Origin of the sequence: Prevotella sp. P5-50 (assembly GCF_002251295.1) — a bacterium.
In the GTDB taxonomy this organism is placed as follows: Bacteria; Bacteroidota; Bacteroidia; order Bacteroidales; family Bacteroidaceae; genus Prevotella.
The window spans coordinates 53,643-67,234 of sequence record NZ_NPJA01000019.1 but is presented as its reverse complement, the minus strand read 5'-3'; the positions used below and the strand labels follow the sequence as shown (position 1 = coordinate 67,234).

The window sequence follows — 13,592 nt, the reverse complement described above, 5'->3', positions numbered from 1 at the left end:
TATTGTTTTTCGTATTGTTTCTATGTTTATACGATGCAAAATTATAGAAAAATAACCGAAAAACGATTTTTTTTCTCAAAAAGTTTGTGTATTTCAAAAAAACGTATTACCTTTGCACTCGCAAAACAGAAAAACCTGCTTCAGTAGCTCAGTTGGTTAGAGCACCTGACTGTTAATCAGGGGGTCGTTGGTTCAAGCCCATCCTGAAGCGCAAAAGTTAAGCATTGAAAATGAGAGAGTTAGACGAAAGTTTAACTCTCTTTTTCTTTTTTGCTTTTGCTCGTCTGAACAAATTTTGGTTATCTATTTACGTTTTTTTAAGTCTCAGTTCTCAAAATATCACAACTTAGAATGCTATCATAGAATCCATAACGTAGAATATCACAGTGTCCGTTGTACCCTTTTTGCTCATAAAAACAATCTAAAAAGCAAACTACACTCCAACTATTTATATCCTATAAGCTGCAACGCATCTTCGCTCATGTATTCTGCTATATCTATATATGGGATTACGATATCAACCACCCCTAAGGCCCCTGAACCGATCTCATACTTTTGATATATAAAGCGAACTCCCTTCTCCGTGATAAAAGGATCCTTCTTGGGATAAGGATGAGCTTCCAATTCATCACCGTCAACATCTGCGATACTGTTAACAAATTTTATTAGGCAAGATTTAAATCGAGAATCATAGGGGTTATCAATTACACGTACAATATGGCCATCTGTCTTACTAAAAGTTGCTCCATACAAGGTGCCTCCACCTACTCCACCATGACTTCCCCCAAAATCAACTTGATACGAAACCAACTTCTCTGTTTCACACACCATTTTTATGGAAATTGATTCTTCCCAAGCAAAGGAATCGATAGAATCTCGGGCTCTTTCATCAGTGATTTCTCTAACTTTGTCATTGACAAAAAATTCCGCTATCGCTTTTCCATCGCTTAAATCTCCATCATAAGTCGGACGTGAATTTTCGCCCCAAGTAAAATCATCTGTTAATGCCCTAACAATAAATGAAACTACGGATTCCTGTAATATTTCATTATTCGTTTGAGGGAAATCGATACTAACTTCTGTATTAATGTCGTCAGTCTCCTTCCCATAGGAAACAGGAATAGTAGAGAAGTCTATTTCCATTATGGGTTCCTCTATTACAGAATCGACAACGGCAACGATACTATCAGTCACAACAACTGAGGGTTCATTGTTTTCTTTCGAGGAAAAGCCAATTATCCCAATTACAATACCAATAATCAATATGCATCCAAGAATTATTGGAATATAGTTCTTCTTAGCTTGTTGTGGATCTTCTGTTTCGTAACTGATAGCATCTTCTGTTTCGTTTTCTTGGTTAACCAATTCATCAAGATCAACATTTTCTTGTGAATCTTCATCTATATGAATCGGTGAAGGAGACTCTTCACTATTTATTGCATAACCACAATGCGGGCAAACTGAAACAGTATCACTAATATAGTGATTACATTCGGGACATTTCTTTACCATAATCTGTTAATTTGACTTTTTTTCTGTTCGCAATAAGCTATCAATTCTTGTTGCAGTTAAATCATCCATAGATGGCAGTACTATCACCACCATCCCAATATTGACTTTAGTTTTTAAATCTGCAATATCTTCGTTTTTTAATCTTATGCATCCTTCTGTATCTCGCGTTCCAATAGATTCGGGCTTATGGGTCCCGTGAATTCCTATACCTTTATGTCCAGGGACTTCTAATCGTAAAAACCAAGGACCATAAGCACCTTCAATCTTTCCTTTACCATCCTTAAAATCGTGTCCCCATGTTGACGCTTCCTCTATTTCAGTTATATGAAAAATACCTTCTGGAGTCTTTAAATCGCCAATACGGCCTTTATTCCCCGGATTCTTACCACAAGAAATACCATAAGTGTTTATCTCATTCCCTGAATAATCAAAGAGTTTTAAGGAAAGTGTCTCTTTGTCCACAATAATAAATCTTGCATTAGCAATTTTGTCAATCTTGTGATTATACCACATTTTTACACCAAACAGTCCTAAATATGGCACAATCACAAGAAAGGCTAAAAGCGCATACAAAACATTTCTCGTAGAGCTACTTCGTTTTTTCATTATCTAATATGAATATTCAACATTTAGCACCTTTGAAGCAGAGTAGAAATCATATTTATATGTAATATCTACTATATAACCTTGTGAAGGTGCATCTTGTTCTGTGAGAAGATGCGGTGTCTCATCTTCATCAAAGTAGAAATACAACAATTTCCTTTCACCCGATACAGAATTAGTGATGATTACAGCAAAATCTGTAAATTGAGAGGACTTGTTATATAAGCGTTTGAAGAAGACACTGTTTGGCTTAGCATCCTTTGGCTTTGTAAAGACTTGCCATTGATTTGTGCTATTAGGTGACGTGGAGATACCCGCATCAATTCTCATCTGCTCATCAATTTTCCCGATATATTGCTTTTCTTTGAAATAGTTGAGTAAGGCAATTCGACATTTAGTTGTGATTATTGTCTCCTTGCTATCCTGATTTCCAAATATACTATTCATGATAAAGAAATCTGGCTTATTTAAAATATAAGGAGAAGCGACATACCCTTCTTGCTTCTCTCCAGCTTGGGAATTAACCTTCACTTTTGCCCACTCACTATCATATTCATATGTAATAAGTTCTGTACCATATGGTAATGATGCCACCTTGTTGAAATCGGCACCAGCAGAACGTGAGGAGCGTAAGACAATAACGTTCGCCATGGAATAGTATCTTGGTGCCTCACGATCAATCTTCTCTGGCAGATATACATTATCATAATAGAAGTAACCACCGACTCCACAAATAATAACTGCCAGTAAAACAATGATACCTATTAATGTGCTATTACTTTTCTTAGCCTCTTGATATGCGACATTTGAAGGAGGCGTTGCTACTGGTGCTGAATAAGTTGAGGAAGTATCATTAGGAACTTGTTTGACTGGCGCATTCTGCTCTGCAGGAACAATCTTAGATGTTGTTTCCACCTGAGGCCTCACGGCTACCGATTCTACTTGTGCTACATCTTCTTCAGTTTGAACAGGTTGTTCAATAGTTACTTGATGAGTTCTCTGTTCTTCAAGGGATGACCCCCCTAAAGAGTTCTCTAATTGACTATTATCATGAGTCTGCTCAGAACCATTATCAGATTCTACAGTCTGGGGGTCGTCAAATAACTTTTCCCCACAATGTGGACAAACAGGAGCCATATCACTAACAAAGTGATTACACTTCGGACATTTTACTACCATATTTTTATAAAGCTAAATTAACCAATAATGTAAAGCCAAAGCCTGCTGCAGCCCAAATCAGATAGGATTTAGCTGCATTAGGCAAATTGTTTCTTTTAACAAAATAGAGTACAAGACCTACAATAGGAATCATGAAACAAATAATCTTCATTAAGATTCCTGCAGAATCCTCTACGTCCTCATAGAAATCCTCTCTTTCTTCAAGTGGAGTCTGGTTGTTAGTATTAACATTTGAAACTAATGTAGAATTACTTTGGTTCGACTCTGCAGGCTCTGATGAAAGCGAACTTAGTTCATTTCCACAATGTGGACAGATAGTAATGGTATCACTTATATAGTGATTACAATGTGGACATTTCTTTACCATAGTAACAATTCTGCTTTATAAAAATAATGAAATGGTTGGCGACAAACAAACAATAGCGAGAAGAATAAATAGGCCAAGACAACCTTTAGATTCTTTTATTTCAATATCTGCAACTTTATAGCCTAAATTGTTTAGGAGTTCTGCCAAGAAAACGGGAACGTCACTTTTTACTGCAGAGGCAGAACATGCTATGGAATCCTTCTGCACATCCTCGTCCCACTCGTCGAATTCGCTATAATATTTAGAATTCTTGATTAGCTTATAAGCATCTATAGTAGATAACACATCTGCTATCTTCTTGTCAGATACGTCAAGGTCATTGTAATAAGAAATATCTATTCTCCCGCCTGGAAACCCTAATTTCTCCAAACTGAGCATAAAATTATCTTTTACAAAGATATCCATTTTCTTCTTGCATGAGTTAAATGACTGAGAAATAACTTGCTGCAATTCTTGTTGATTATCCATATTTTACAATTTAAATGACACCTGGAATTTTAGACGCTAAGTCCTGAATGCTAAACGTACCGTCAATCTGTTGGATTTCCGTTTTCCCATGAAGAATGTCAAAGAACATTTTTGCCACTTTTTCTGGTTCAATAACGGCCTTGTTTCCTTCAGCATCTGTACCTAAATCATATTTGCGAAGAATCTGACTTCCCATCGCCGTAGCTCCTATCAGGAAATGATTCTGCAAACGTTCAAAATCAACCAAGTCTGTGGCTAGAACTTTACCAGCAATTGAATAACTATAAACCAACATCGTTTTTTGATCCTCAGATAGCATTGTCTTTAATTCATCAGTCTTGGCATCCATTTCGATAACACCTGTATTCTGCATCTGCTGAGTACCTTTATAAATTGCACCTAAATCTGCAAGACTTAAGTTGAATAGCTTTGATTCGGCCATAACTTCAATTGGGGTGCTACAGAATGCGCTTGGTAACAAAAGATAGTTAGCCCCTTCAAGACATACGCTATTTGAATTAAAGGTTCCCACAATGCAACTTTTCATGTCAATACTTTTTGTCGAGAATACGCCACCAATTACAATACAGTCTTCGAGTTGTATTTCATCAGCATAAATACTACCTGCTACAAATGCATGATTAAGAGTAACTTTCTTTGCATTAATGTCAGCCATAAACATCAAGTCACATTCCTTTGCAAATGACGTTACAGAGTCAGAAGATGCTACTGATTTTCTCAAAATGACCTTGCCTTTTGCTTTGGTATTAACATGAAGTTCCAACTTGGTATACACGGCTCCGCAGATCTCTGCGTCACCACTTTCAATCTCTAACTTATTAGCATATACAGCGCCCTCAACCACAGCATCAGCCAATATAGTTACGTTTCGATCGAGTTCTGAGGCCGTATGTGGCAGAATAGAACTTCTAACCAGATTGTCCTTAAGAAGGACTTCGCCCTCCATACTAATAATGTTTAACTCCTTTTTCATATGTCTTTGTTTTTTTATTTCACGAATGTTTTGAATGAATTGTTCTCAAAAAAGCCTTTCATTATTGCCACAATCCTTTGACTGCGTGCAGATCCATCACTTACATCAGATAGCATCTTATTATAATATGCACCTATTCGGTTCTTATCGTCAATACTTACTTCCCGTTCCTTAAGGCTATTTGCAGAATTGAGCAAAGAATCTTTTGCCTCCTTATTTCCATCGATAATAGGATTCGCATATATAGTCGTTTTTAAGGATGATGATTCATCACCACTGAAGACGACGATGACAGGAGCATAGCAAACTTTGTTAGATTCCTCTGTGTCAATGCAGAATTTATCCTTGGCAATACTCAAAGATTTGTTACCTTTAATATAGCCTCCTGCAGTTGATATTAGGTTTTCAGCGTTGCTCTTCATCTTGGAGGCCTGAATGGCTATTCGTGCAGAATCACTTTCTTTTCCTGTCGTAGTTGCTACGGAAAGAAGGGAAGTTTCGATTCGACGATTTTGTTCCTGGCGTACTTGACTGACGAAGTCGAAACAAGGTTTAATCATTTGTTTAATACGGTTATTCATCTCCTTTGTAATTGTTTCAAAAAGAGATGTGTACCGAGATTTGATTCTGTTAAAGTCCTTGTTCATAACCTCATGCTTATACTCCAATTCTTTACATTGCTGCATGAGTTCACCTGCAAGAGCATGCATTTCGGCTTCAATTCCCGAATTCTGTAAAGTCAGATTTTGCTCAATTAGAGACGAGAAACCAGAAGTTACACTATTAACTATTTGTTTCTCATTATTAACTTTTGAAGCAACGTTTGCAGTCTTAAAACCTATGATAGAACCCGTCAAAGTTCCAACGTGGTTTCCACAACGATCCACACTATTATCAAATGGCGTTGTGTTAACCTTTACATTAACATCTATATCTTTAACCTTCTCTTCTTCAACAGATTCTACATATACTTTTGTTCCGTCTTTTAATGTCACCTCATTACGTGAGTAGACGCTACCATTAATATACAATCTAAAATGGTGGTCAGTGTATTTTACGCCAAGGGTTTTCGTTTCTGTATAACTCATAGACAGCCCTCCTTATAATGTTTGAAACTTACCATCGAATAATTTCATCATAACATCCTTTAGGCGTTTAGGAACATCAGCTTTGTCAACCATCTCTGCATATTGGTTTGCGATGTTTGCACTTTGGCTGTCATCAGTTTTCCATTCTATTGACTTAACAATAGCATCTAAAGTCTGAATGGTCTTTTGATAAGCAACATCACCTAATGCAGATTTTAAAGTCTGGTTATCCTTTATCATGGATGCACCACTTCTGAGCTCCGTATTCTCCTCATCGATAATCATTGGAACATAGTATATCTTCTCTTCTTCTATCTTTGAGTTCCATAAGTTTTGGGTTGTTCGCTCTTGTTGTTTATCATGCTTTATGTATTCACCAGCAGCAGTGATCAAATTTTGAGCGTTTCTCTTGATGTGAGCGGCCGCAATAGCCTGTGTCGCAGTCAGACTTTCCGATTGTAGGACAGGTACTCCAGACACCAAACCATAGATGCGATTTTGTAACTGTTTTACCTGCTGTGAGCAATAATCCATCAAAGGTTTGTCTAATTCGGAGATTCGATTTCTCAGCTCTTGATTAAGACTGCCAAACAATTTGGCATATCTTGAACCAATCATGTTATAGTCACCAGTCATTCTTGATTGCAGACTTTGTAAAGCCTTCTGCTGTTGCATAAGTTCAATAGCAAGTGCTCTGGTCTTAGCATTCTCATTTGCCAATTTTTGTGCAATCTGGCTAATAACGACATTAAAGAAACCGACATCGAGCTTACCGCAAATTTGCTCAGTTGAAGACTTCTCCTGAGCGATTACAGCCGTTTCCATAGCGGCAACAGCTCCTGTCGTCATATCAACTTTATTTGACACCACGTCTATCTTATCAGCCATTGGCTGTGTACTGACATGGATATCATACTGGTCATTACGATCAAAAATTCCCATAGTTGTTCTATCTTTAAGTTAAAAATAGTCATTCCTCCATTAAATCAACTTCAGCTCCAGCAGCTTCAATTGATTTCTTTAATTCTTCTGCTTCTTCACGAGAGAGGTTCTGAATAATAGGAGTAGGTGCAGATTCTACTAAATTTTTCGCTTCTTCTAGTCCCAAACCAAATGTCTCTTTTATAGCTTTCACAACCTGAAGTTTGGCAGCTCCTGCTGACATCAAGATAACAGAATATGATTTCCCTGTTTCAGGTTCATCATTTTCAGGTGCATCACTTTCAGATGCATTTTCTGGTTGGCTATTTTCTGAAATCTGGCTTTCATCATTGGATGTATTCTCACTTAAATCATCTGTAGGCATCTCCTGTCCAGAATTTGGTATGGTTTCTCCTTGCGGCTCAATAGCATTTGTACTTTGTTTTTGTTCGTCTATCTCCGTCAAGGTATTGGCCGCATATTGAGCCACATTTAATGACAATTGTTCTGAAACGGAATCATCTACTGATGGGGATGGTGGTAGTACAGATGCTTGTGCATATAATGGATTAATGCTAGCCAACGGCCGACGACGGTCATCCAATTGATCTTGATTATCCCCTGCTGATACCAAGTCCTTTGCAAGACGGTCACGCAAAGAGGCATCGTAATACTCAATGTATTCGAAATTACGAGCTCTTTCATCGATGTCATCTTTCAAGCGATCCATATATTCATCAAAATCTTCCTGCGCTTTTCTAAACTGCTGTGATTGCAGTTCAAAGGCAGCGAGATTGTTCTCGTCTTGCTTGTCAGATTTATTCTCCAATTCTTCAGATTTTTTCCCTGCGAGCATCTGATTCTTCATCGAACTCTTTATTTCCGCAACACTTTCAACGGTAGCCTGTGCTGCAAGGAATTTCGTCATATTGCTTCGCATAATATTCAGCAAGTCATCGCTGGACGTTCTATTACGGCCATAGAAGTCTTCCGTATCTTGATGCCATTTATTAAGATAATCAATCTTTTGATTCTTTATATCATTATAAATCCTCATTCGTTCGATTCTAGTTTCAGCCAATAGATTTTGTACAATTGGAGCAACTATTTCTTCCTGAATCTGGCTAATTCCAAATGGCATAGTTGTTATTGTGCCATCTTCTGCTACCCAGTTACCTGTCTGAGCATCGTACTTTACCCTTGAACTTTCCTTTAACTGGAAGGGTTTGTAGCCCTCTACTGTATCTGAATAGTTGAAGTTCGTGTTTCGAATCTTCTCAATTTCATCATGCTCCAATAGCGGAGAATAATGATTATATGAATTCTTAAGAATAGTAAATAGTAGTTGGTTAGAACTATCAATTAATTTGTTATTTGATGCAACCTTCATAGTGGCAACAGTTTGTACTGCGACACCAATGTTTGCTATCAGGTGTTTTAAGACACCTTCAAAATCTTCGTTCTCTTTTGCAAATTGAGCTTGGAAGTCACTAATCTTTTTAAATTCTTCCATCTCCTTGTCAAAGCGGTTCTCATAGAAAACGGGAATTGTTATTTCATTATCAATTTCCGTGGTCGCGAACATATCAAGATAGTTCATTTGTTTACTACCAGGAAGTATAAACGGGACCTTTATATTCTTTGTAGAAACATCAGAAAGATAATAAGCGCCTGTACGTAATGTACGATCCATCGTGCCGAAATAATCGTAGAATTTCACGTCTTGAATAGAACTTGAGTAATTTGACGTTTCTACCTCCTCTACCTGTTCTGACTTCTCTACGACAGGTGCTTCGGTAGAGAGCTTTTCAAGGTCTTTTAATGTATTGACAAGTGCTGATGGGTTATTTGCAACTTGAAGGCTTACATTTGTTGGAGCAACGCCATCAGTCAAGTCTACTACAACACTCTTGTCACCAAAGGCGACCTTTTTAGCCACGGGTATGTAAACAGCTCCGATTTTATTAACTCTGTAATCTCTGAAAATACCCGCTTTCGCATTAGATAATTCCTGTTTCTTTTGTTCAATTTCATCAATATTGGATTGAATGTTCTTCTTAAAGTTATACGTCTTAAATAAGTATGCGCAACCTGCAATAGCCACGATTGCACCTATTATAGGATTTACAATTAGAAGGACTAATCCTATCACCAACAAAGCTCCGCCTATCACATAATCTCTGCCAACATGATTAGCGCTCTCATTAATTGACGCTATCTCGCCGTCTAACTCTTCACTCTTTTTGTCAAAATCATCCTCTTGATCGATGATTTTTTGAGCTGCATTTAGATAGAAATCAAACAACACTTGTGCTTGATCCTGATAAACATCCCTTGAGGATTCAAATACTTTACCTTTCATAATTTTATAGTTTAATAAGTTCTCAATCTTTGTGATAAAATTGTTTTTGCGTTCTCTAATTCAGAAAGTAATTGGTCAATTGATGCATTTGAATTAACCAGTGACATAATGCGGTCTATCGAACTGCTTAACATATTTTCTTGCATATTTGCTGCTGCTGAACTACTAGGTGAGACATATCCAACCCTTTCTACAAACTTTGAGATTTCTGTTTGTATGTCAGGACTAATAGATTTGTTTAAGGATGCAGCTAATTTCATCTGCGCAGCTTTTGCTGCTAACATATCAGTGTTTGCATGTCTGACCTGACTTTTTGTTGCGACTTCGGACATCCTATTGACAGATGCATTTGCAACAATTAACCATACAACAAATACGAAAAGGAAGCATGCCTGCAAAAATAATTGCCAATTAAAGGATACTCTATATGCATATCCCATAACTATGCACGAAAATATTAAAGGCACGTAAGTCCACAATGCGTACATTTTTACTCCAGTGGCTGGCACATCGCTTGCAAATTTTTCTGTAGAAACAAACAGACCGCCATATACATAAAGAGCTAGTGTGTACGCAATAACCAGCACACTCCCATCTAGAATCAGTACTTTTTTATCTTCAAATGCGCCTGAGAGTAAAACACATAAAAATACAATAAGGCCTACACCTATCAGCCAAATAAAGAAATTGGATATTTTCATAATGCTACCTTATTTTATTACCACATTTGGGACAGAAATTGGAGTCATTAGGCACTTCTGCTCCACATCTTGAACAAAAACTAGATGCTACAGGAGCCGTTTGCAATGGTGTACCGCAATTAACGCATCTTCTACTATTGTTTAAATTGTCAGACCCACATTTGGGGCAAGGAAAATATTGCTTACCACAATTTGGACAGAAACGACTTACATTTGTGTCATATTTGCGGCCACAATTTCCACAGTACACCATATGTGCATTGGGATTTACTTGCTGCTGGGGTTGTTGTGGTTGCATTTGCTGGGGTTGGTTATAAGATCCACCTTGTCGCGAAGATGAATTCATTGAATTTACCATACCCATTGCAAGTACAGCTCCCAAAAGCCCATTGCCACCACCTGATAAATTATTGATGGCTTTTTCCTGTATATCAAGAATACGCTGACGTTCAAATGATTCTCTATCAGTACCAAAACCACTGGCCATCATAAGTCCTTCTTGACTGGTATCTTGAGTAATACGTACGTTGAAGTCAACAAATTGCAATCCCCAATCTTGAATAAGTTGTAGGCAAACATTTTGTGATTGCTGGGAGATAATGCTTAATCGTGAGTTGATTTCTGCTACAGTTATACCAAGTTGATCTACCAATTGTGATATTTTTTCTGAAATGACCCGAGTAACTCTGCCTTGAATTGCTTTAATCATATCAGATTCGCTGAAACATGGATTCCCATTGACAAGTTTTAAAAAGAATGGTTCACCTTCTTCTACTTTAATGCCGACATTAGCGATTGCAATTGCTGGAAATCCTTGTGGTTTAGTAGGATCCTTCAACAAGAAAGTGTCTGTCACAATTTCCATGTTAACTAAATCAGCCTTATTGATAAACCATACTGCGGCCAAAACAGGATTACTGCCGCCGAATGGCAAGCCAAAAAGTTTTCTCACAATGGGCAAGTTAGCCGAATCTAGTGTATAAGGTCTTGGGCCATTTGGAGGGAATTTCATTTCTATCCTTCCTCCTAAAACCAGAAGCGCTTCCTGACCTTGACGTACATTCAATTGCGTGTTCGATGAAAGATTCTTCTCTGGATATTCATAAGCGAAGATTTTTCTTCCCCCGATATCAAAGTTAGCATGATCAATGATAGCCATAGGCTTTCGACATCTTTATGTCTCGCAGCTACCCCTATACAAGACGGTTTTAGCTATTGATCCCTCACATATAATAAAAAGTGTGGGTCGCTGTACATGTTGCTCGTCCCACTCGCTAGGGCGTCTCGCATTGCCCGTCTCTCAAGGAAGAGCAACGCAGAAGCCCACACATGTATGCAAAGACACACACATACACGTCTCATATTGACGTAATGTGGGCATTCGTTTACATACCCTATGAGCATCTACTGTTGCTTTGGTTCTGAGAGACTCTTTTCTTGTTTGCGAGACAATTTAGCGAGTCAAAGAACAAAGCGCCATAGTAGACACTTTTCTATATATGTATCCCCACTCATCAGCTTCAGCTTTCGCATAGCGTCAACGCGGAGATGCTGCAAATATACAAAAATTTATCCGTATAAGTTTTTTTTTTACCATTTTTTTGCAATTTTTCTTTCCAAATATGATGCCAACATTTCATATTTTGGATAAATTTTGTCTCCTTATATCAAATTGATGGATGTACTATTAGTCAATATTAGAAGATTTAATGGTGCTAGATTGATCGCCCATTTCCGTATTTTCTGTTATAGGGATCTCCGGTACGTAGTTCTTCAAGCGCATTGAAAGTACCATCACGCCAATAGTATTCTATCATGGGGCTTGCAGCATCTATTACTCCTCAGCATACAGTGAGATATGGGGCAATCCCGACTTGAAACCCATGTCGCAATACAGCGTCAATCTGATGTGGCAACTCAACCACAAATACACATTTACAGCCTTTGCTATGATCGAACCCGACTATTTTGTGCAACTCGCCTATCAGCCTTCCGACCGCATGGCAGTCATCATGAAGGAAACAAATTTCAACTACTCCAACTATTATGGACTACAAGCCTCGGCACAGTTCCACATCGGCAGTTGGATCAACGGCAATGTGATGACCACCGCACTCTATCGCCACGACAAGAGCGATAGTTTCTTCGACCTTCCCATCGACCGTACTTGCATCTCTGGCATCTTCAGTGGTGTGGCTGTAGTCAAATTGTCTCAGCGTCATAACATCCGTTTCACCCTCAATCCGTTCTTCCAGTCGAAAGCCGTACAAGGTGTGTATGATATTGATCCTCTGTTTCTTCTCGATGCCACACTCCGCTACACAACCTCTAATGGCAAATGGAGTCTGGTGGCAAAGGGTACGAACATCCTCAATGCCCACATTGATACTCGCTCTTGCATAGGCAATCAAGACTATGCCATGCGTGTATGGAAGCCCTACACCAACTATTCTCTCACCGCCATTTATCGCATAGGCAATTTCAAGGAAAAGGCGAAAAAGGAGGTCGATACCTCACGAATGGGACATTAGTTTGGCTTTCGTGGTCACACTTAACTGTGGGATCACGGAATTACGGGATTACGGATACACTCCAGAATTGATGGCATTGATCTGTTTTTATAGCATCCAGAATCTGCCAGTTCTCCAATTGGTGCCCCTTCTATTGGAAGGTAAGTATAGTGACAACAATCATCTCAGATGGGTGGCATGTTGCCTATACTTGAAATCCATAAAATTTTAGTTTTTCTAAAAATTTCGACCACACGACCACAGATGTGGTGTAATCTGTTATGAGACAGTAGTATAGACTGTGGTCGATTGCTCCGAGGCGCGTGCTTTCGACCACGCTTCGACCACACATGATTTTCCCGATAATCATGGTGGATATTCACACAAAGTAAACAAAAATTATTTTCAGGCATTTTCAAACGGCTGACAAAGTTATTGTCCAACGTTGGATAAAGGTGTTATCCAACGTTAGATAAGAGTATTGTCAAACGTTAGATAAAAGTGTTGTCAAACGTTAGATAAAAGTGTTATCAAACGTTGGATAAGAGTGCTGTCAAACGTTAGATAAGGGGCTTTTCAACGTTGGAAAAAAGTTGTTTCAACTATCGGAAAAGAGTGGTGTCAAATATTATGCAATAGTCTTGTCCAACGTTTGACAAGGGTGTTGCCCGACATCAGAACATACAAAATCGTGTATTGGCGGCTATTCCGGTTGGGCTGTTTCTGTGATGGCAACGGTAGAGAACCTGGTGGTCGAATGGTGGTCGAATACCGCGAGTCAGCGTAATCGACCACCCACGTAAACAGCATACACATAGCGTGTTATGCTGTTGTGGTGGTCGAGTGGTCGAAATTTTGCGACATTGCGTGTGCGCGTGCATACATGC

Annotated in this window: 12 protein-coding genes and 1 tRNA gene; 2 read left to right on the top strand and 11 right to left on the bottom strand. The window is 38.5% G+C overall.

Going from position 1 to position 13,592, the window contains the following annotated elements; genetic code table 11:
* Window positions 1-137: 137 nt before the first annotated feature.
* A tRNA-Asn gene (locus tag CIK88_RS04065) sits at window positions 138-211 on the top strand.
* A 233-nt stretch (window positions 212-444) separates the two neighbouring features.
* Here the strand turns inward: CIK88_RS04065 and CIK88_RS04060 are convergent.
* The 11 genes from CIK88_RS04060 to CIK88_RS04010 are packed head-to-tail and all read right to left on the bottom strand — an operon-like array spanning window position 445 to window position 11,354.
* A complete protein-coding gene (locus tag CIK88_RS04060; protein WP_094434702.1) occupies window positions 445-1,512 on the bottom strand; it encodes a DUF3298 domain-containing protein in 1,068 nt (355 codons plus the stop codon).
* Window positions 1,513-1,518: 6 nt separating this feature from the next.
* A complete protein-coding gene (locus CIK88_RS04055; protein WP_216820875.1) occupies window positions 1,519-2,118 on the bottom strand; it encodes a L,D-transpeptidase in 600 nt (199 codons plus the stop codon).
* A gap of 3 nt (window positions 2,119-2,121) precedes the next feature.
* Window positions 2,122-3,294 carry a zinc ribbon domain-containing protein gene (locus CIK88_RS04050; RefSeq protein ID WP_094434700.1) on the bottom strand — a complete coding sequence of 391 codons (1,173 nt, stop codon included), beginning with the start codon at window positions 3,292-3,294 and terminating at the stop codon, window positions 2,122-2,124.
* A gap of 4 nt (window positions 3,295-3,298) precedes the next feature.
* The gene (locus CIK88_RS04045) at window positions 3,299-3,661 is read right to left on the bottom strand and encodes a zinc-ribbon domain-containing protein (RefSeq protein WP_094434698.1); all 363 of its coding nucleotides are present in this window, start codon (window positions 3,659-3,661) and stop codon (window positions 3,299-3,301) included.
* 15 nt (window positions 3,662-3,676) lie between these two features.
* Complete coding sequence (locus CIK88_RS04040; protein WP_094434696.1) at window positions 3,677-4,129, bottom strand: hypothetical protein; 453 nt, start codon at window positions 4,127-4,129, stop codon at window positions 3,677-3,679.
* A gap of 10 nt (window positions 4,130-4,139) precedes the next feature.
* Window positions 4,140-5,123 (bottom strand): hypothetical protein, encoded by a 984-nt coding sequence (locus tag CIK88_RS04035; protein ID WP_094434694.1) that lies wholly within the window; start codon window positions 5,121-5,123, stop codon window positions 4,140-4,142.
* A gap of 14 nt (window positions 5,124-5,137) precedes the next feature.
* The gene (locus CIK88_RS04030; RefSeq protein ID WP_094434692.1) at window positions 5,138-6,211 is read right to left on the bottom strand and encodes an envelope fusion protein; all 1,074 of its coding nucleotides are present in this window, start codon (window positions 6,209-6,211) and stop codon (window positions 5,138-5,140) included.
* Window positions 6,212-6,223: 12 nt separating this feature from the next.
* The gene (locus CIK88_RS04025; RefSeq protein ID WP_094434690.1) at window positions 6,224-7,153 is read right to left on the bottom strand and encodes a hypothetical protein; all 930 of its coding nucleotides are present in this window, start codon (window positions 7,151-7,153) and stop codon (window positions 6,224-6,226) included.
* 28 nt (window positions 7,154-7,181) lie between these two features.
* Complete coding sequence (locus CIK88_RS12775) at window positions 7,182-9,494, bottom strand: ribosomal protein L7/L12 (protein ID WP_371591497.1); 2,313 nt, start codon at window positions 9,492-9,494, stop codon at window positions 7,182-7,184.
* A gap of 11 nt (window positions 9,495-9,505) precedes the next feature.
* A complete protein-coding gene (locus CIK88_RS04015) occupies window positions 9,506-10,195 on the bottom strand; it encodes a hypothetical protein (protein ID WP_094434688.1) in 690 nt (229 codons plus the stop codon).
* A gap of 4 nt (window positions 10,196-10,199) precedes the next feature.
* A complete protein-coding gene (locus CIK88_RS04010; RefSeq protein WP_094434686.1) occupies window positions 10,200-11,354 on the bottom strand; it encodes an SPFH domain-containing protein in 1,155 nt (384 codons plus the stop codon).
* Window positions 11,355-11,976: 622 nt separating this feature from the next.
* Here CIK88_RS04010 and CIK88_RS04005 point away from each other — a divergent pair.
* Entirely contained in the window at window positions 11,977-12,726 is a 750-nt protein-coding gene (locus CIK88_RS04005; RefSeq protein ID WP_094434684.1) for an outer membrane beta-barrel protein, read from the top strand.
* The last annotated feature ends 866 nt before the right edge of the window (window positions 12,727-13,592 follow it).

What these genes read in the sequence shown, in the direction of transcription:
- CIK88_RS04060 (WP_094434702.1), bottom strand. Translation starts at nt 1,512, where the DNA reads ATGGTAAAGAAATGTCCCGAATGTAATCACTATATTAGTGATACTGTT.
- CIK88_RS04055 (WP_216820875.1), bottom strand. Translation starts at nt 2,118, where the DNA reads ATGAAAAAACGAAGTAGCTCTACGAGAAATGTTTTGTATGCGCTTTTA.
- CIK88_RS04050 (WP_094434700.1), bottom strand. Translation starts at nt 3,294, where the DNA reads ATGGTAGTAAAATGTCCGAAGTGTAATCACTTTGTTAGTGATATGGCT.
- CIK88_RS04045 (WP_094434698.1), bottom strand. Translation starts at nt 3,661, where the DNA reads ATGGTAAAGAAATGTCCACATTGTAATCACTATATAAGTGATACCATT.
- CIK88_RS04040 (WP_094434696.1), bottom strand. Translation starts at nt 4,129, where the DNA reads ATGGATAATCAACAAGAATTGCAGCAAGTTATTTCTCAGTCATTTAAC.
- CIK88_RS04035 (WP_094434694.1), bottom strand. Translation starts at nt 5,123, where the DNA reads ATGAAAAAGGAGTTAAACATTATTAGTATGGAGGGCGAAGTCCTTCTT.
- CIK88_RS04030 (WP_094434692.1), bottom strand. Translation starts at nt 6,211, where the DNA reads ATGAGTTATACAGAAACGAAAACCCTTGGCGTAAAATACACTGACCAC.
- CIK88_RS04025 (WP_094434690.1), bottom strand. Translation starts at nt 7,153, where the DNA reads ATGGGAATTTTTGATCGTAATGACCAGTATGATATCCATGTCAGTACA.
- CIK88_RS12775 (WP_371591497.1), bottom strand. Translation starts at nt 9,494, where the DNA reads ATGAAAGGTAAAGTATTTGAATCCTCAAGGGATGTTTATCAGGATCAA.
- CIK88_RS04015 (WP_094434688.1), bottom strand. Translation starts at nt 10,195, where the DNA reads ATGAAAATATCCAATTTCTTTATTTGGCTGATAGGTGTAGGCCTTATT.
- CIK88_RS04010 (WP_094434686.1), bottom strand. Translation starts at nt 11,354, where the DNA reads ATGGCTATCATTGATCATGCTAACTTTGATATCGGGGGAAGAAAAATC.